This is a genomic window from Serratia sp. S4, from assembly GCF_000347995.1.
GTDB lineage: Bacteria > Pseudomonadota > Gammaproteobacteria > Enterobacterales > Enterobacteriaceae > Serratia > Serratia quinivorans.
Genome location: NZ_KB661120.1, coordinates 1383449 through 1400469, shown reverse-complemented (window position 1 = coordinate 1400469; position 17021 = coordinate 1383449). Strand labels below are relative to the sequence as shown.

Here is a 17021-nt window from a genome sequence, read left to right as displayed (position 1 = left end):
CTCCGTCCACGGTGAGTCCGTGGACGGAGGATTTAACGCTCAAAGGGATAAAACACTCAAATCCAGATAGTGCCCCAAAGCCTGCCGTTCGGGTTCGGCCAGATGGGGGATCTCTCCCAGCAATGGCGCTGGCAGCATGCGGCGCAGCGTGGTCAGATATTCCTGATGACGGCGGCCCGGTGGGCTAACGTCATTGGCGATCCAACCGACCAACGACAACCCCGCCTGTTTGACAGCCTGCGCAGTCAGCAGCGCATGGTTAATGCAACCCAGTTTGATGCCCACCACCAAAATCACCGGCAGTTGCTCCTGCTGTACCCAGTCGGCAAAGGTATGCTGCTCAGAAAGCGGCGTAAACCAGCCTCCGGCGCCTTCGACCAGCAGCCAGTCGGCCTTCTGTTCCAGGTGGCGTAATCCGGCGGAAAGCCGGGCCAGTTCGATCGGCCGCCCTTCATCGGCGCTGACAATATGCGGCGAGGTCGGTTCGGCGAAAACGTAAGGGTTTACTTCCTGGTAACTTAGCGCAACTGAACCGTTAGCCTGTAACGCCAACGCATCACCGTTACGCAACCCTTCGGCGGTCATCTCACTGCCGGAGGCCACCGGCTTGTAACCGGCAGTGCGGTAACCCGCCATATTCGCCGCCTGCAACAAGGCGCTGCTGGCCACGGTTTTGCCCACTTCGGTATCGGTACCGGTGACAAACCAACGCTTAATCACGATAAATCACTCCATAAACCAGATGATAACTGAGCGGGAATTGCCCGCGCCGACAAGGGTAAGCCGCCTGCAAGGCCGCAAGCCGTCGGCGCGACAGCAGCCCGGCATCACGCCCCTGGTGCAAATGGGTCGCCCCGATCCCCTTGAGCGATCGCATCAGCGCCATCACATCCGGGTAATTCAAGGTTTGCCACTCCACTTCCAACTGGTGCCGATAGTCGGCGCAGGCTGCGCTAATCTGCGCCAGCGGCAGAAAATCATTCACATGACGTTCGCCGTCCACCTGCTGCCAGGCGTCGCCCAGTTCGCCCAGCGATCCTTGTGCCAGCGTAGAAAACAGGATCACACCGCCGGGGCGGGTAACCCGGTATAGCTCCGCCAGCGCGCGTGGCAGGTCGCTACACCATTGCACCACCAGGCTGCTGAAGCAGATATCCACGGCGGCGTCGGGCAAGGGCACATTTTCGATATCCCCCAGCAGATAATGATCCGCCGCCTGCTGCTGACGGGCAAACGCCAGCATGCCGGGAGCCAGATCCAGTGCGGTAACCTGTTTGCCGAGTTCACGCCAGCGGCGGCTAAAGTGACCGGTACCACAGCCAGCATCGAGCAGTTGTTCACCCCGCTGATCCCGTCCCATCCCCAGCAAGCGCTCACCAACATCACGCTGCAGCACCGCCGCCGCATCATAGCTGCCAGCGGCACGGCTGAAGGCCGAGGCCACCGCCTGCTTATTGAACGGTTCAAATGCTGACGTCATGCAATACCTCCAGCAGACGATCGATATCCTGCGGTTGATGCGCCGCCGTCAGGGTAATACGCAGGCGCGCACCACCCGGTGGCACCGTTGGCGGGCGAATGGCGTTCACCCACAGACCCTGTTCGCGCAGGTTTTGCGCCAGATCTAGCGCTCGTTGGTTATCGCCCACCAGCAAAGGTTGAATGGCGGTCACCGACTCCGTCAGGGTCAGCGACAACTGGGCCGCTCCCTGGCGGAAACGCTGAATGTTATCCTGCAGCCGGGCACGTAATTCGTCACCCTGCCGGATGCAATGCAACGCTGCCTGCAATGCGCTGGCCTGTGCCGGTGGCATCGCGGTGCTGTAAATCAAATGGCGGGCAAACTGCAGCAAATATTCGGCGGTAGAGTCATCACACAACACTGCGGCACCGCTGAGGCCAAAGGCTTTGCCGAAAGTGACCACCAACAGTTCGGGCCGTACGCCCTGCTGCCAGCAACTGCCGCGCCCCTGCTCGCCGTGCACGCCGATACCGTGGGCATCATCGACCATCAGCCAGGCCCCTGCCGCGCGGGTCAAACGATGCAGCTCCGCCAGTGGCGCACTGTCGCCGTCCATGCTGAATACCCCTTCGGTCACCGCCAACATTTGGCCGTCGCAGGGTTTGGCAAGCAAATCAGCCAGCGCCTGGGGCTGATTATGACGAAAACGACGCAACTGGGCCGGTGAGTGGGCAGCCGCCTCCAGTAAAGAAGCATGGCTGAGCCGGTCGGCTAAAATGCGATCTTCGGCCTGCATCAGAGCCGCCAGCAGCGCCTGGTTGGCGGCATAACCCGAGATAAACAGCAACGCGCGCGGGTAGCCAAGCCAGTCCGCCAGTTGCTGTTCCAGCACCTGATGTGCCGTAGAAAAACCGGTAACGTGGCCAGAGCCACCGCTACCGACCCCATACTGCTGCGCGCCCTGCTGCCAGGCGGCGATCACCTGTGGCTCCTGGCTCAGGCCAAGGTAGTCATTGCCGGAGAAATTCAGGTAATGCTCGCCATTAAGCTGAATATGGCGGCCATTGCCGCCCTGATTCACCTGACGGCGGCGGTAAGCGGCGCTCTGTTGCCGCTCCTCCAGCGCTTGTTCAATGCGTTGTTGCCAGCTCATTACAGTGCCGCGTTGTAAAACTCAGCGGTATCCGCCTGCATCAACTGCGCAGCCAGCGCCTGTTGCTGCTGGTTGTCGCCGTGCTCGGTTTCGGTCTGCTGCGGGTTCAGGCCCAGTTTGCGGAACAGTTGCAGATCTTTGTCTTCTTCCGGGTTTGGCGTAGTCAGCAGTTTACAGCCATAGAAGATCGAGTTGGCACCGGCCATAAAGCACATCGCCTGAGTTTGCTCGTTCATCTGCTCACGGCCGGCGGAAAGACGCACGTAAGAAGCCGGCATCATGATGCGTGCCACCGCAATGGTGCGGATGAAGTCAAACGGATCGACGTCTTCGTTATCGGCCAGCGGCGTGCCTTTGACCTTCACCAGCATGTTGATCGGCACGCTCTCCGGTGGCGTCGGCAGATTGGCCAACTGCACCAGCAGCCCGGCGCGGTCACGCACCGTTTCGCCCAGCCCGACAATGCCGCCGGAACAGACTTTAATGCCCGCGCCGCGCACTTTACCCAGGGTATCCAGACGTTCCTGATAGCTGCGAGTGGTGATGATATTGCCGTAGAATTCCGGCGAGGTGTCCAGGTTATGGTTGTAGTAATCCAGCCCGGCATCCGCCAACCGTTCTGCCTGCGTGCCATCCAGCGTGCCCAGCGTCATGCAGGTTTCCATGCCCATCGCCTTCACCCCTTGCACCATCTGCTGCAGGTAAGGCATATCGCGCTCGTGCGGGTTTTTCCACGCCGCCCCCATGCAGAAACGGGTCGATCCATTCGCCTTGGCCTTACGTGCCGATTCCAGCACCTGCTCCACCTGCATCAGTCGCTCCGACTCCAGGCCGGTTTTATAGCGCGAGCTTTGCGGGCAATACTTGCAGTCTTCCGGGCATGCGCCGGTCTTGATTGATAACAGCGTGCTCACCTGTACCTGACGCGGGTCAAAGTGCTGACGGTGAACCGTCTGGGCTTCAAATAACAATTCGAGCAAAGGTTTATCAAACAGGGTCTGGGCAAGACCCACTGTCCAGTGAATGCGATCGGCCATCACGGCGTCTCCAAAATGAAAAAAGTGTCGTCAGTTTAGATATTGTGGATATACTGTCAACCATTACGAATATGATTTGGTTTACAAGCATGTCTATCACTGCCTCTGACCTTGAGTTCGATCAACGCCATATCTGGCACCCGTACACTTCCATGAGCCACCCGCTGCCCTGTTACCCGGTAGAAGCCGCCAACGGCGTTGAGCTGCAGCTGGCCGATGGCCGACGTCTGGTTGACGGCATGTCCTCCTGGTGGGCGGCTATTCACGGCTATAACCACCCGCAACTGAACCAGGCTGCCACGCAACAGTTGGAAAAGATGTCGCACGTGATGTTCGGCGGCATTACCCATCCTGCGGCCATTGCCCTGTGCCGCCGTCTGGTGGCAATGACACCGGAGGCGTTGCAATGCGTGTTCCTGGCGGATTCCGGCTCGGTGGCGGTAGAGGTGTCGCTGAAGATGGCGTTGCAATACTGGCAGGCTCGCGGGGAAAGGCGACAACGCATTCTGACCCTGCGCCACGGTTATCACGGCGATACATTTGGCGCGATGTCGGTGTGCGATCCGGACAATTCGATGCACAGCCTTTATCAGGGTTATCTGGCGCCGCACCTGTTCGCCACCGCGCCGCAGTGCGGTTTCGACCAGGTCTGGGATGAAAATGATATTGCGCCGTTCGCCGCGCTGCTGGAGCAGCATGCCGGAGAAGTGGCTGCGGTGATCCTGGAGCCGGTAGTCCAGGGCGCAGGCGGCATGCGCATCTACCACCCGACCTATCTCAAGCGGGTGCGTGAGCTGTGCGATCGTCATCAGGTGCTGCTGATCGCCGACGAGATCGCCACCGGTTTCGGTCGCACTGGCAAGCTGTTTGCCTGTGAACATGCCGACGTGGTGCCGGATATTCTGTGTCTGGGCAAAGCGCTGACCGGCGGCTATATGACGCTATCCGCCACCCTGACCACGCGCCACGTGGCGGAAACCATCAGCAACGGGGCCGCCGGTTGCTTTATGCACGGACCAACCTTTATGGGCAACCCGCTGGCCTGTGCGGTGGCCAACGCCAGCCTGTCGCTGTTGGCGGAAAACCACTGGCAGCAGCAGGTCGCCGCTATCGAAAGCCAGCTGAAACAGCAGTTATTACCGCTGAAGGCGCTGCCAAAAGTGGCGGATGTGAGAGTACTGGGGGCGATTGGCGTAGTAGAAATGCGCGAATCGGTGGATGTGGCGCAGCTACAGCGTGGTTTTGTCGAGCGCGGCGTGTGGATCCGGCCCTTCGGCAAACTGATTTATTTGATGCCGCCGTATATTATTGAACCTGAACAGCTCAGCCGGTTGACCGCCGCCGTAGCGGCCGCAGTAGAGTAATTGCTTACCAATGCTGGTCCAGATAACGGGCCAGCCACACCAGGCACCCCACCCACAGCAAAATGATCATCACCGCCGCCATCCGGCCGGTTGGATTATCAATGCGCCGTTGCGCTTTCTCACGAAACTCCACCATCAGCGGTTTGGGGATCAGCCGCACCGCCAGCATGATGCCCAGCGGCACGATAATCACATCGTCCAGATAGCCCAATACCGGAACAAAATCCGGGATTAAATCTATCGGCGACACCGCATAACCCGCCACCAGCAGGGCGACCAATTTGGCATACCAGGGCGTGCGCCGGTCCCGGGCCGCCAGCCAGAGTGCATAAATGTCGCGCTTGATGCCCCTGGCCCAGCGGCGCAGCCAGCCAAACCACGGCGTGCGTTTTTTGAATGAAATCATGTTTACTTTATATCGGGCTGTGAATGATTGATGTCGCGAATGTAACCTCGACGTTAACGATGGTAACTCATAGATGACGCTGCTGGCGAGATACAATGCTGCTTGTATTGTTGCAGCAAAACGGTCTAGCTTAGGGTTCTGCTTTTATCGACAACAGGGAGTCAGCATGACTTTTCGTTTGTACAGCAATGAGTTGCAGGACGGCGCAAAAATGCCGGAACGACAGGTATTTAACGGCATGGGTTATCACGGCGATAATCTGTCACCGCATCTGGCCTGGGATGGCGTGCCGGAAGGCACCAAGAGCTTTGTGATTTCAGTTTACGATCCCGATGCCCCGACCGGCTCCGGCTGGTGGCACTGGGTGGTCGCCAATATCCCGGCGGCAACGCGTGAACTTCCGCCGGGCGCTGGCTCCGGCAAAGGCGGCTTACCGGCTGGGGCAATCCAGACCCGCACCGATTTTGGTTCTGCCGGTTACGGCGGCGCGGCCCCACCGCAGGGCGAAAGCCACCGCTATCACTTCACCGTGCATGCGCTGGATGTAGCAAGCATTGAGGTGGACGAAGGCTCCAGCGGCGCACTGGTTGGTTTTAACGTGCACTTCCATAGCCTCGGCAGCGCTACGCTGACGGTGAAGTACAGCTGATTTTTTGGCAAACTAAGGGGCGAATGTATTCGCCCCCAGGTTTTATTTAGCCAGGATGGTTACCCACATCGGGCCTTTACCCACCGGGTACCTTGCCAGCGTGGTCAGCTCGCCGCTGGCCTGATCAATCTCATACACCCCGATATGACCGGACTTCTGGCCGGACGAAATCACAAAGCGGCCGCTGTGGTCGATATTGAAGCCGCGCGGCTGCTCTTCGGTCGGATGATAACCGACCACCGACAAGGTACTGCCATCTTCGGACACGCTGAAAATAGTCAGGATACTGGCGGTACGGTCACTGGTGTACAGGAAGCGGCCGTTCGGCGTGATATGAATATCCGCCGCCCAGCGGGTACCGTTGAAATCGGCCGGCATGATATCCAGCGTTTGCACCAGAGTATATTTACCGCCGTTTTCGCTGATGGCGAACACGTCTACCGTGCCATCGAGCTCATTCACGCAGTATGCATATTTGTCGTTATGGTGGAATGCCATATGACGCGGGCCTGCGCCGCTGGCCGTCGTCACGGCTTCCTGAGCGTGCGGCGTCAGTTCACCTTGCAGATCCAGATTAAACAGGCGGATGCGATCTTCTTTCAGACAAGGCACCAGCAACAGTTGATTGGTCGGGTCGATATTGGCCGAGTGCGGCGCGGTCAAACCGTCGATCTGCTGAATAGGCGCTACCACCACGCCGTCATGACCGATAGGGCTGACGCTGGCACAGTTGCCGCTGTAAGAAGCGGAAAACAGATAGCGCCCCTGCAAATCGGTAGAAATATGGGTTGGGCTGCCTGGCAGCGGCGCCATACCGGCCTGTTGCAGTGTGCCGTCCGCCTCAATGCGGTAGCTGACAATACCGAAAGCCGGGCGCACACCCACGTACAGATGCGTTCTGTCCGGGTGGATCGCCATCGGTTGCACCTGGCCCGGGGCCTCGACGGTCTGCAGCAACTCTAACGCACCCGCGTCGCTTAACTGCCACACGTGAATTTGTTGGCTTTCCGGGCTGGCGACATAAACGATTTGCTTCATGAATTCTCCTTGCATAGGGTAAAAGAGAAACCGGTTTCAGGTTTTTCGGTTTCCCCTAGCTTACCTCACATCCGTGACGCGTTGCAGATGAAATCTGTGCGGTTTTATCCGTTGCTTATCCGGTGTACCATCGGTTTAATTTTGTTGCTAACTATAATGAGATCCCTATGAGCTACCGCGTCATTGCCCTCGATCTGGATGGCACCTTGCTGGACAACCAAAAACGCATTTTACCGCAGTCGCTGGCAGCCCTGGCCCAGGCGCGTGCCGCCGGCGTCAAAGTAGTGGTAGTCACCGGTCGCCATCATGTGGCAATCCACCCGTTCTATCAGGCGCTGGAGATAGACACTCCGGCAATCTGCTGTAACGGCACCTATTTGTATGACTTCCAGCAGAAAAAAGTGCTGGCGGCCGATCCGCTGGAAAAAGCTCAGGCCAAGCTGGTGTTGCAGATGCTGAAACAAAGCGACATTCATGGCCTGATGTACGTGGACGACGCCATGCTGTATCAGGAGCCGAGCGGCCACGTCACCCGTTCATTGGCCTGGGCCGAAACCCTGCCGCCGGCGCAACGCCCAACGCTGTTGCAGGTCAACAGCCTGGCTCAGGCAGCCGATGAGGCGCAGTCAATCTGGAAGTTCGCCACCTCGCACGCCGATATTCCTGCACTGCGCCGCTTCGCCGAAACGGTAGAAAAAGAGCTGGGGCTGGCCTGCGAATGGTCGTGGCACGATCAGGTCGATATTGCCAAAGGCGGCAACAGCAAGGGGAAACGCCTGCAGCAATGGGTGGAGTCACAGGGTTTAAGCATGAGCCAGGTGGTGGCCTTCGGGGATAACTACAACGATCTCAGCATGCTGGAAGCGGTTGGCCTGGGTGTCGCCATGGGCAACGCCGATGACGCCATCAAACAACGCGCCGATCTGGTGATTGCCGATCACCTGCAGCCGGGCATTGCCGAAGTCATTCACACTCGAGTTTTGGGTCAGTAATGCCATTGCCCTCCCTGCCGGGAGGGCCGAATTCAACGCGCCTCGCGGCTGATCGACACGCTTTTAACCTGCGCATACAGCCACTGCCCCGGCCGGATCGCCAGTTCGTCTCGTGCCCACGGCGTAATACGCGCCCAGAGTACGCTTTCTCCTACCGCCAGTTTCACCTCCACCTGCCCGTCAACCTCCAGGCACTCGGTCACCCTGGCCGGCAAGACGTTGCGGATACTGCTGTTGACCGGCGGCTGCAATACCAGCGAAACATCGGCCGCGTTGATGCGGATACGCAGTTGGGCACCCAGGGCGGCGTCGACGCCGCTGACCCACAAACGTTGGTCGCCCAACGCCAACGCCGTCATCGCATAACGCGGGTGATGTTCAATCACGCTGACGCGCAGCACGCTGCTTTGATCCTCTCGCTGCAACCAGGGCCGCAACGCGCTGCTGGCCCACACCTCCTCCAGCCCGCCGAACGCCCTCACCTGGCCGTTATCCAGCACCATCACCTGCTCCGCCAGGCGCAGAATTTCGTCCATGCTGTGGCTGACGTAGAGAATGGGGATATTAACGTCCTGCGCCAACCGTTCCAGATAGGGCAACAGCTCGCGCTTGCGCGGCAGGTCCAGCGAGGCCAGCGGCTCGTCCATCAACAGCAACTCCGGCGCGGTCAGCAGGGCTCGACCAATCGCCACCCGCTGTTTTTCACCGCCGGACAGCGTCAACGGCAGACGATTAAGCAACGGACCGATGCCCAGCAGCTCGACAATACTGTCAAACTGCGCGCGCATCTCAGCCGCCATACCGTATTGCAGGTTACCGCGCACCCGGTAATGCGGGAACAGACGCGCGTCCTGAAACACATAGCCAATACGACGTTTTTCCGGCGGCAGGCACAGGCCACGTTCGGTATCCACCAGCGTGCGGCCATTGAGCACGATCCGCCCCTGTTGCAAGCGCGTCAGGCCGCCGATGGCGTTGATTAGGGAGGTTTTACCGGCGCCGGACAGGCCAAAAATCGCGGTAATGCCCTGAGCAGGCAGATCGGCGCGCACATTGAGGTTCAGGTCGCCAAGGCATTGGGAAAAATCCAGCTCCAACATTTATACGCCCATCCGTTTGCGTCCCCAGCGGGCCAGCCACTCGGAAACCATCAGTGAAACCAGTGACAGCACAATAGCAATCACGCACAGGCGTGCGGCGGCGGATTCCGCCCCCGGCGTTTCAATCAGGGTATACATTGCCGACGGGATGGTACGCGTCTCGCCGGGAATATTGGAAACAAAGGTAATGGTGGCGCCGAACTCACCCAGCGAACGGGCAAAACCCAGCACCACGCCGACGATCAATCCCGGTAACGAAAGCGGCAAGGTAATGGTGAAAAACACCCGCCATGGGTTGGCGCCAAGAGTACGGGCAGCCTGTTCCAGACGGGTATCTACCGCCTCCAGCGCCAGCCGGATGGCGCGTACCATCAGCGGAAACGCCATCACTGCGGAAGCCAGGGCTGCACCGCGCCAGCTAAAGCTGAAACTGAAACCGAACCAGTGGTACAGCCATTCACCGACCGCGCCGCGCCGCCCCATGGAGATCAGCAATAAATAGCCCACCACCACCGGCGGCAGCACCAGCGGCAGGTGAATAATACCGTCCAGCAGCGATTTGCCGGGAAACTGACAGCGGACCAATACCCAGGCCATCAGAATGCCAAAAGGTAAGCTGAACACCACCGCCACGCAGGACACTTTCAGGCTCAGCTCAACCGCTTGCCACTCGTACTCGCTCAAAATCATTTACGCGGGGAGAATCCATAATGTTTGAAAATAGCCGCCGCTTCCGGGCTCTTCAGGTAGCTGTAGAACGCGCTGACGGCCGGTGTCTGATGGCCTTTAACGATGGCCATCGGGTATTCAACCGGTTTGTGGCTGTCTTCCGGGAAAATAGCCACTACGCTGACTTTATCACTGGCCACCGCGTCTGAGCCATAAACAATGCCCAGCGGCGCTTCACCACGCTCTACCAGCGTCATGGCACTGCGTACGTTGTTGGCACGCGCCAGTTTAGGCTCCAGGGCAGCCCAGGCCCCCAGATTTTGCAGTGCTTCCTTGGCGTAGATACCGGCCGGTACGTGATCCGGGTCGCCCACCGACAGCCGGCCGCCATTGAGTAATTTCGTCCAGTCTGTCTGCTTATCGAGCGTGATTTTAGCCTGTTTGGCATCTTTGGCGGCGATCAGCACCAATTCGTTACCCAATAAGGTATAGCGGGTATCTTTAACCATCTGCTGTTTGTCGATGGCATAATCCATCCACTGCTGATCGGCGGAGATGAACAAATCGGCCGGAGCGCCCTGCTCTATCTGGCGTGCCAGCGTGGAAGAGGAAGCGAATGAAGAAACGACCTGAACATCCTTGCCCTTCTGATACTGGGTCGCGATGTCCTGCAAGGCATTAGTCAACGACGCTGCCGCAAAAACGGTCACTTTTTCCGCCGCAGAAGCCTGCATAACCATACCGGACATCAATACGATACCGCCGACCCACTTGGTCCATTGCTGTTTCATTGTTTTCTCCGCAAGTTAACGTGCATTATCACTCTTCGTTATATAAAAAATAATATAACGTCACGCAGAAGCTTGTCATGCGGTTTATCGGCACGGTGGGAGATAACTTGAGAAATACCCACCGAACGATGCCGGCGGGTATATACCCGTCATCTTTCAAGCTGCAGCGTTGTTATCTGCACTTGCTCCCCCCAGTAACTTACTCGAGTAAGCGCCTGGGGATGAGCAAGCTGGCCGCCTAGCTGCAACTTGAAAGCTATAGGGTATTAATAGAGGAAAGGTGGTGCTAGGTGCGGTTCTCTTTAGAATGACCCACTTTGGAGAAGACGTTGAACACCTCACCCAAACCGTAGATCAAACCGAGGATGATGGCCATGACAATCGGCACCATCACTACGGCGAACAGCAAACTTATCAATAATTCCATCATGGTAGCCTCACTTAACTGCCATTGAGCGGTAATGAACACCGCCACGTAATCTTTACTTTAAACCAAAATACACACTAAAACGTGGTTATTTTAAAGACCGTACGAAATTTGTAACCGGCCAAACGTGCCATTTGTGCCGAACTGTCTAATCCTTACGATCAATGAACACTATTGGGCAGGGTAATAGATCAGTGGTGCAACATACTTCTCGACCGTCGCCAGCCGAGCCTCCACACCATATACCTGGTCAATAACCTCCGGCGTCAACACCTCCCTCGGTGAGCCAAATGCGTGCATATTCCCCTGCTTTAACAGCATCAGACGGTCGCAGTAACAGGCCGCCAAATTCAGGTCGTGCAGTGACACCACCACGCTGATGCCCAGACGTCGCAGTAAGGCCATAAACTGTTGCTGGTGAGCAATATCAAGATGATTGGCAGGCTCATCCAGCAGCAACCACGGGGTTTGCTGTGCCAGTGCCCGCGCCAAATGAACCCGCTGTTGCTCGCCACCGGACAATTGATGCCATTCCCGTTCGGCAAGCCGCGAAATGCCCACTTGCTCCATCGCCAGCCCGGCAATGCGGTAGTCTTCTGCACTAAACCCCGTCCAGCGGCTGGCGTAAACCAGACGCCCGAGCAGCACCACGTCTTTAACCTGTATAGCAAACGCACCCGGCCCGGACTGTTCGAGGAAAGTCATACTTTTGGCGCGTTCACGCCCTGGCAGGCTGGCAATGTCGGTATCTTGCAGATAAACCCGCCCGTGCGCCGGAGGGATCAATCCCGCCAACAGTTTAAGTAAGGTGGATTTTCCGCTGCCGTTGACGCCAAGCACGCCGGTAATTTCGCCGGAACGGGCATGGAAGCTAAGGTTATCCAATATCCTTTTCTCCGGTGTAGACCAGCCCAACCGTTCGGCACGCAGCCCCGGTAAACCCTTTTCAGCCGTCATGCGTTTATTTTCCGATACAGCAATGCCAGAAAAACCGGTACGCCCAACAATGCCGTCAATACCCCCACCGGCAGCTCACGCGGCGCGAACAGGGTTCTGGCCAGGGTATCTGCCGCTACGGCAAACAGTGCGCCGCACAATGCGCTGGCCGGCAGCAGTACCCGATGGCGTGGCCCAACCAACAGCCTGGCGACATGCGGCACCGTCAGGCCGATAAACCCCACCGCGCCGCTGAACGCGACAATAACGGCAGTCAGCGCCATAGTGATGGCATACAACAACAGCTTCAGCGGTGCCACCGCCACCCCCAAAGAGGCTGCCGTCAGGCCGCCGAAGGCCAGGGCATCCAGCTCCCCCGCTCTCATCCAGCAAACCAGCAACGCCAGCACCAGCAGCAGCGCAACCAAACCAACCTGCGGCCAGCGAGCGTCACTGAAGGATCCCAACAGCCAGAACATCACGCCGCGGGTGGCATTGGCATCCGCCTGCCACAGGGTAATCAGCGAGGTCAGGGCTGAAAGCAACTGCGTGACAGCCACCCCGGCCAGAATAAACAGCGTTGATTCCGCCTGCAGGGAACGCCCGGCAAGCAGCAAAACCAGCGCAAATGCCCCGGCCGCCCCGAGAAACGCCCCACCAGGTACCGACAGCAGGCCACCACCCAGTCCCAACACCAGAACCAACACCGCCCCCACCCCGGCCCCAGAGGAAATCCCCAGCACCCAGGGATCGGCCAACGGGTTACGCGTCAGTGACTGCAGAATAGTGCCGGCCAGTGCCAGCCCGGCACCCGCCACCGCCGCCAGTAAGGCTCTCGGCATTCTCAGTGACCAAATGATTCGTTGATAAACCTCGGTGTTTTCCTGGGCATTAGCGCCACCGGGGTCAGATAAAATATGCCACGCGTCATGCAGCGATATTGGTGCCGGTCCGTACAGCGAAGCGCCCAGCAAAAACAGCGGCAACGCCAGGATCAGCAATAACAGCCAGCCCCCGGAGCGCCCCGGCAGCAGAGTAAAATGGCGGCGTACAGACCCGTCCATGCTATTTCCAGCCTGCAATCACGTAGTCATCCAGCAACTGCCAGACCGGCCCCGCCTCGGTGAAACCCGCCTGCATCAAGCTGGCAACCTGAAAGTCCAGCGCGGTCGCCGGGGGGATCGGCCGCCCGGCAAACAGGTTCTCGCGCGCTTGTCGATATTGCGCCAGCTCCGGCAACTGCTGCACTTTGGCAAACCACCGATCCCAATCCTCAACACCGTTCTGCCAGGCCCGTTGTTGCGTCTGTTCGTCGTGCCGTTCAGCCAACGCTTTACTGCGCAGGTGCCGATGATCGTAACGCTGATGATCGGCGTTCAGAAAAATGCCGCCGTCAGGCAACAGTTCAGCGATATTGCGGTACAAAACCCCCAAATGCTCCGGCATGAGCCAGTGCAGCGCAGTGCTGGAAACCACCGCCTGCGGTGCCGGATCGTCGAGCGATGAAAGACAAGCGGGATCGGTAAGATCGGCCTGAATGATACGGATCCTGTCACCGTATTGCGCCAGTGCACCCCGCGCAATAGCCAGCAATAACGGATCGAGATCCACCGCCGTTACTCTGGCCTGTGGAAAGCGCTGAAGAATTCGCAGGCTAAGCGAACCTGGCCCACAGGCCAGATCCAGCACCTGAAAATCCTGGCCCACCGAGAGCTCCAGCACGTCGAGCTGGGCATTGAAACGCGCCTCCCGCTCGGCAATGTAAGCGCCCTGTTGTTGATCCCACGAGGTCAGCAGTGAAGAGAATGATAACGAGGACATATCAGGGTTCCTTATTAGGAGTGGGTAAACGTAAAGCCTGCTGCTGCAGACCCGTTATTAAACGGTGCAAGGACGCAACCGTGCGGGCTGAGGGATCCAGGTCATAGCCGGGCAAAATCACATAGTTTTTTTGCCGCACGGCACGCAGGGTGGCGGTCAGTGGGTGATGCTCTAAAAAATGGATTTTGTCTTTTGCGCTATCGCCGAGCCCGCCACGAGGCAAATCGCCAAGCACAATCAGGTCGGGATCGCGGGCAGCAATGGTTTCCCAGGAAACGGTGGGCCAAAGCTCGGGCAGGTCGCCAAACAGGTTTTCGCTGCCCACCTGCTTGGTCAGCAATGCCGGTGCGCCGCAACATCCCGCCACATAAGGGGTTTGAGTGTCGGCATACCACCAGAGTATTCGTCGATGAGGGAGCGATGCCGCCTGCTGCCCCAGATCGCGCAGTTGAATTTGCAGCTGCTGAATTAAGGTTTCGGCGTCGCGGGAAACATCAAAAATGCGGGCGATATCCCGCAGTTCGGCAAAAATGCCGTTAAAACTGGCCGATGAGCTTGCAGCACTTTGCTGACCCCCGCAGACATTAGGCGAGAGATAGGTGGCGATCCCCCACTCTGCCAGCCGATCGCGGCTGGGCGTTTCCGGGCTGTTGAACCAGTAATAGCTAGCCGAATAGATAAAATCCGGGTTCAACAACAGCAAGGGCTCCGCCGACGGTGGCGCAGTGGCCGACAGTTGGCTCAGTACCTTGCCCCATCCCGCTGGCGTCGGTGAAGGAGCCGTATCCCGCGCATAGTCATAGCCGATAACCCCGACAATGCGCTGAGCCAACCCCAGAGCCAGCAGGTTTTCCAGCGCGGGGTTGGCGTACACCAGTATACGTTTCGGTACCGCCGGGTAATGGTGTTGTTGGCCACAGTTGTTGAACACAACAGCCCCGGCCTGCACCAGCGCACTAAACAGCAGCCCCAGTACCAGCAGCAGGTGAATTATCGGCTGCATGGCGCTATCAGAACCTCACCGAAATAAAGCTTTCATAAGTCCGCGACGGCGCAATCAGCACCTGATCCGGGTAGGTCCGCTGGTAAGCATAGAGTTGATTGGTGGCGTTTCTGATGCGTACCCCCACGTCGATCACCGGCGTGAGCTGGTAGTCTGCAGCCAGATCTAGCGTGGTATAGGCCGGCATTTTGCGTTGGTTGGCATCGTCGTTATAACTGCTGCCCACGTAGCGCAGCGATGACGTGAGCCCCAGTTGCTGGGTCGGTTTGTAACGTGCGGTAAGGTTAGCGGTCCAGTCGGGGATGTAAGCCGGACGGTTACCGTTATAGCTGCCTACCGGGCTACCACCGCGATATTCATCATAGCGGGCGTGGGTATAGGCCGCATTGGCAGCCAGCTCCCATTGCCAGCTGGGACGTAGCATCAGGCTTAACTCTACGCCGCGCGAAGTTTGTCGCCCGACCGCATTCAGCTTATCCGGCTGCTGCGCATTGGGCACGAACAGGTTGTCCTTGCGCAGCTCGTACAGTGCCAGCGTGGCCTCTCCCTTGTTATCCCAAAACTGCCCCTTGGCACCGATTTCCCATTGGCGTACCCGGGTGAGCGGCAGGCTGGTTTGCGCCGGGCTTAAAAAGAACAGGTCGTTGCCAGGCTCCTGGCCGGTGGTGTAGTTGGCATAGATATTGAGATTGTCGGTTAACGCGTAGCTGGGGCCCAGGCTCCAGACACTGAAGACGTAGGTGTGCTCATGGGTTTCCTCTTGTGGGCTCTGGAAATGCCAATCCATCTGCATATGGTTGTAACGTAGCTGCCCCAGCAGGGTTAAGCGGTCGGTCAGGCTAAAACGGTCTTCCAGAAATCCAGCGTACTGGTTTTGCGTGACGTGGCGAACCGGGGTGCGCTGGCGGTCCGTTCCCTGTGAAAAATCTTCTCTGACCGGAGCCAGCAAAGGCACCTCTTCAGAGCCGGGAAAACCGTTGGAGTAGTACTGAAAGCGCCGTTTGCTCACATCAACGCCAACCACCAGCCGGTTGTCAAAACCGCCCAGCGGCCGGTCGAACACCAGGGAGCTGCGGTTGCCGATCAGGTCATCATCGTGGGCCAATGCCCCGAAAGAATCGCGGTTGACGTAACCGGGCTGAGTCGCCGCCGAGGCTCGAAAGCGTTCTACATTGCGCCACTCACGAAAACCGCTGTAGTAGTAGAACTGGTTATGCAACTCGATTTCCGGCGTGGTGAACCAATCCAGACTGGCCTGGAACGAGGTCGCGTTGCTCTGGATCCGGCTGTCGGTCAGGTTGTTGTAGTTAATATCGCGCAACTCTCGGGCAATCTGCCCTTCCACCAGCGGCGTGCCGTAGTAAGGATTGATGGTGCGGTTGAGCATGCGATCCAGGCTCAACGTCAGCCAGGCATTCTCTGTCAGCTTAAGCAGCAAGGCGCCGGACACCCGTTTCTGTTTGTCGCGCTCATATTGCACGTTGGTGCCGCTGTCGCTACCGCTAACATCCAGCCGATAAGCCGCCACGTCATCCAACAGCGTTCCCCCGGAGCCAAAGTGCAGGCGCTGGCTGTTGTAACTCGACAGTCCGTAGTCGAGCTCAACGGGCTGACGGCTGAAGGTCGGCTGGCGCGAGATCAGATTGACGCTGCCGCCGGCGGCGCTCAGGCCATTCAGCACCGAGCCAGGGCCATGTAGAACTTCTACGCCGTCGTAGTGGGATGGGTCCGCTAACTGGAGGGTACTACCGGGGGTTTCGACACCGTTATACAACCAGGATACCGGCCGAAAACCACGGAGCGAAAAGTCATTGCTGAGCGTCGGCGAGGCCACTCCTGACATACCGGGCGCATGCTCAACCACTTCGGCCAGCGTCCGGTCCCCACGCTGCTCAATAGCCTGCTGGCTGATAACATCGACACTGCGCGGCGTTTCCTGGCGGGTCAAGCCCAGGCGTGAAGCCGTCTGGGTGACGGCATTTAACCCGCCATAGGGGTTTTGCGGCTGTGTTGATGCCTCAACGGTAACGCTGTCTTCGCAGCGCGGTGAGTTTCCGGTTTTATTGCAGTCTGCGCTGGCCTGTACGGTACCCGACAGGCTGAAAAACAAAGCCGAGGCCAAATAATAAGGTGGTTTTTTGGGCGTGACGAAACGTCGACGTGCAGCACTCAT

18 protein-coding genes are annotated in these 17021 nt (G+C 58.3%); 3 read left to right on the top strand and 15 right to left on the bottom strand.

Annotated elements, in window-relative coordinates; translation table 11 throughout:
• Positions 1 to 39: 39 nt before the first annotated feature.
• The 4 genes from bioD to bioB are packed head-to-tail and all read right to left on the bottom strand — an operon-like array spanning position 40 to position 3652.
• Positions 40 to 720 (bottom strand): dethiobiotin synthase, encoded by a 681-nt coding sequence (gene bioD, locus SERS4_RS0107270; RefSeq protein WP_017891972.1) that lies wholly within the window; start codon positions 718 to 720, stop codon positions 40 to 42.
• Positions 713 to 1480, bottom strand: coding sequence for a malonyl-ACP O-methyltransferase BioC (gene bioC / locus SERS4_RS0107265; protein WP_017891971.1), 768 nt, complete (start codon positions 1478 to 1480; stop codon positions 713 to 715). The genes bioD and bioC overlap by 8 nt, the downstream gene beginning before the upstream one ends.
• On the bottom strand, positions 1464 to 2615 hold the full coding sequence (bioF, locus tag SERS4_RS0107260; RefSeq protein WP_017891970.1) for an 8-amino-7-oxononanoate synthase: 1152 nt from the start codon (positions 2613 to 2615) through the stop codon (positions 1464 to 1466). Before bioF ends, bioC begins: the two co-directional genes overlap by 17 nt.
• Positions 2615 to 3652: a biotin synthase BioB gene (gene bioB, locus SERS4_RS0107255; protein WP_012005745.1), complete on the bottom strand. Its 1038-nt coding sequence runs from the start codon at positions 3650 to 3652 to the stop codon at positions 2615 to 2617. Before bioB ends, bioF begins: the two co-directional genes overlap by 1 nt.
• An 89-nt stretch (positions 3653 to 3741) precedes the next feature.
• On the opposite strand from bioB, the gene bioA reads away from it, so the two are divergent.
• On the top strand, positions 3742 to 5016 hold the full coding sequence (gene bioA / locus SERS4_RS0107250) for an adenosylmethionine--8-amino-7-oxononanoate transaminase (RefSeq protein WP_026142254.1): 1275 nt from the start codon (positions 3742 to 3744) through the stop codon (positions 5014 to 5016).
• A gap of 4 nt (positions 5017 to 5020) precedes the next feature.
• On the opposite strand, the gene SERS4_RS27430 is transcribed toward bioA, so the two are convergent.
• Entirely contained in the window at positions 5021 to 5422 is a 402-nt protein-coding gene (locus tag SERS4_RS27430; RefSeq protein WP_017891968.1) for a YkvA family protein, read from the bottom strand.
• Positions 5423 to 5588: 166 nt separating this feature from the next.
• On the opposite strand from SERS4_RS27430, the gene SERS4_RS0107240 reads away from it, so the two are divergent.
• Positions 5589 to 6071, top strand: coding sequence for a kinase inhibitor (locus SERS4_RS0107240; protein ID WP_012005742.1), 483 nt, complete (start codon positions 5589 to 5591; stop codon positions 6069 to 6071).
• Between the two features lie 42 nt (positions 6072 to 6113).
• Here the strand turns inward: SERS4_RS0107240 and pgl are convergent, their stop codons facing one another.
• Positions 6114 to 7109 carry a 6-phosphogluconolactonase gene (pgl, locus tag SERS4_RS0107235; RefSeq protein WP_017891967.1) on the bottom strand — a complete coding sequence of 332 codons (996 nt, stop codon included), beginning with the start codon at positions 7107 to 7109 and terminating at the stop codon, positions 6114 to 6116.
• A gap of 167 nt (positions 7110 to 7276) precedes the next feature.
• Between pgl and SERS4_RS0107230 the strand changes: the two genes are divergently transcribed.
• Entirely contained in the window at positions 7277 to 8101 is an 825-nt protein-coding gene (locus SERS4_RS0107230; RefSeq protein WP_017891966.1) for a pyridoxal phosphatase, read from the top strand.
• 32 nt (positions 8102 to 8133) lie between these two features.
• Here the strand turns inward: SERS4_RS0107230 and modC are convergent, their stop codons facing one another.
• The 9 genes from modC to SERS4_RS0107185 all read right to left on the bottom strand — a co-directional run bounded on the left by modC (position 8134) and on the right by SERS4_RS0107185 (position 17021).
• A complete protein-coding gene (gene modC / locus SERS4_RS0107225; RefSeq protein ID WP_017891965.1) occupies positions 8134 to 9201 on the bottom strand; it encodes a molybdenum ABC transporter ATP-binding protein ModC in 1068 nt (355 codons plus the stop codon).
• Positions 9202 to 9891: a molybdate ABC transporter permease subunit gene (gene modB, locus SERS4_RS0107220; RefSeq protein ID WP_017891964.1), complete on the bottom strand. Its 690-nt coding sequence runs from the start codon at positions 9889 to 9891 to the stop codon at positions 9202 to 9204. It lies immediately after the preceding gene.
• The gene (gene modA / locus SERS4_RS0107215; RefSeq protein WP_017891963.1) at positions 9888 to 10661 is read right to left on the bottom strand and encodes a molybdate ABC transporter substrate-binding protein; all 774 of its coding nucleotides are present in this window, start codon (positions 10659 to 10661) and stop codon (positions 9888 to 9890) included. The genes modB and modA overlap by 4 nt, the downstream gene beginning before the upstream one ends.
• 286 nt (positions 10662 to 10947) lie before the next feature.
• Positions 10948 to 11091, bottom strand: a complete 144-nt coding sequence (locus SERS4_RS0107210; protein WP_012005736.1) for an AcrZ family multidrug efflux pump-associated protein — start codon at positions 11089 to 11091, stop codon at positions 10948 to 10950.
• A 168-nt stretch (positions 11092 to 11259) separates the two neighbouring features.
• Positions 11260 to 12045 (bottom strand): ABC transporter ATP-binding protein, encoded by a 786-nt coding sequence (locus tag SERS4_RS0107205; RefSeq protein WP_017891961.1) that lies wholly within the window; start codon positions 12043 to 12045, stop codon positions 11260 to 11262.
• On the bottom strand, positions 12042 to 13088 hold the full coding sequence (locus SERS4_RS0107200) for an iron ABC transporter permease (protein ID WP_017891960.1): 1047 nt from the start codon (positions 13086 to 13088) through the stop codon (positions 12042 to 12044). Before SERS4_RS0107200 ends, SERS4_RS0107205 begins: the two co-directional genes overlap by 4 nt.
• A 1-nt stretch (position 13089) precedes the next feature.
• Positions 13090 to 13845: a trans-aconitate 2-methyltransferase gene (locus SERS4_RS0107195; protein WP_017891959.1), complete on the bottom strand. Its 756-nt coding sequence runs from the start codon at positions 13843 to 13845 to the stop codon at positions 13090 to 13092.
• Between the two features lies 1 nt (position 13846).
• The gene (locus SERS4_RS0107190; RefSeq protein WP_017891958.1) at positions 13847 to 14848 is read right to left on the bottom strand and encodes an ABC transporter substrate-binding protein; all 1002 of its coding nucleotides are present in this window, start codon (positions 14846 to 14848) and stop codon (positions 13847 to 13849) included.
• 7 nt (positions 14849 to 14855) lie between these two features.
• The gene (locus SERS4_RS0107185) at positions 14856 to 17021 is read right to left on the bottom strand and encodes a TonB-dependent siderophore receptor (RefSeq protein ID WP_017891957.1); all 2166 of its coding nucleotides are present in this window, start codon (positions 17019 to 17021) and stop codon (positions 14856 to 14858) included.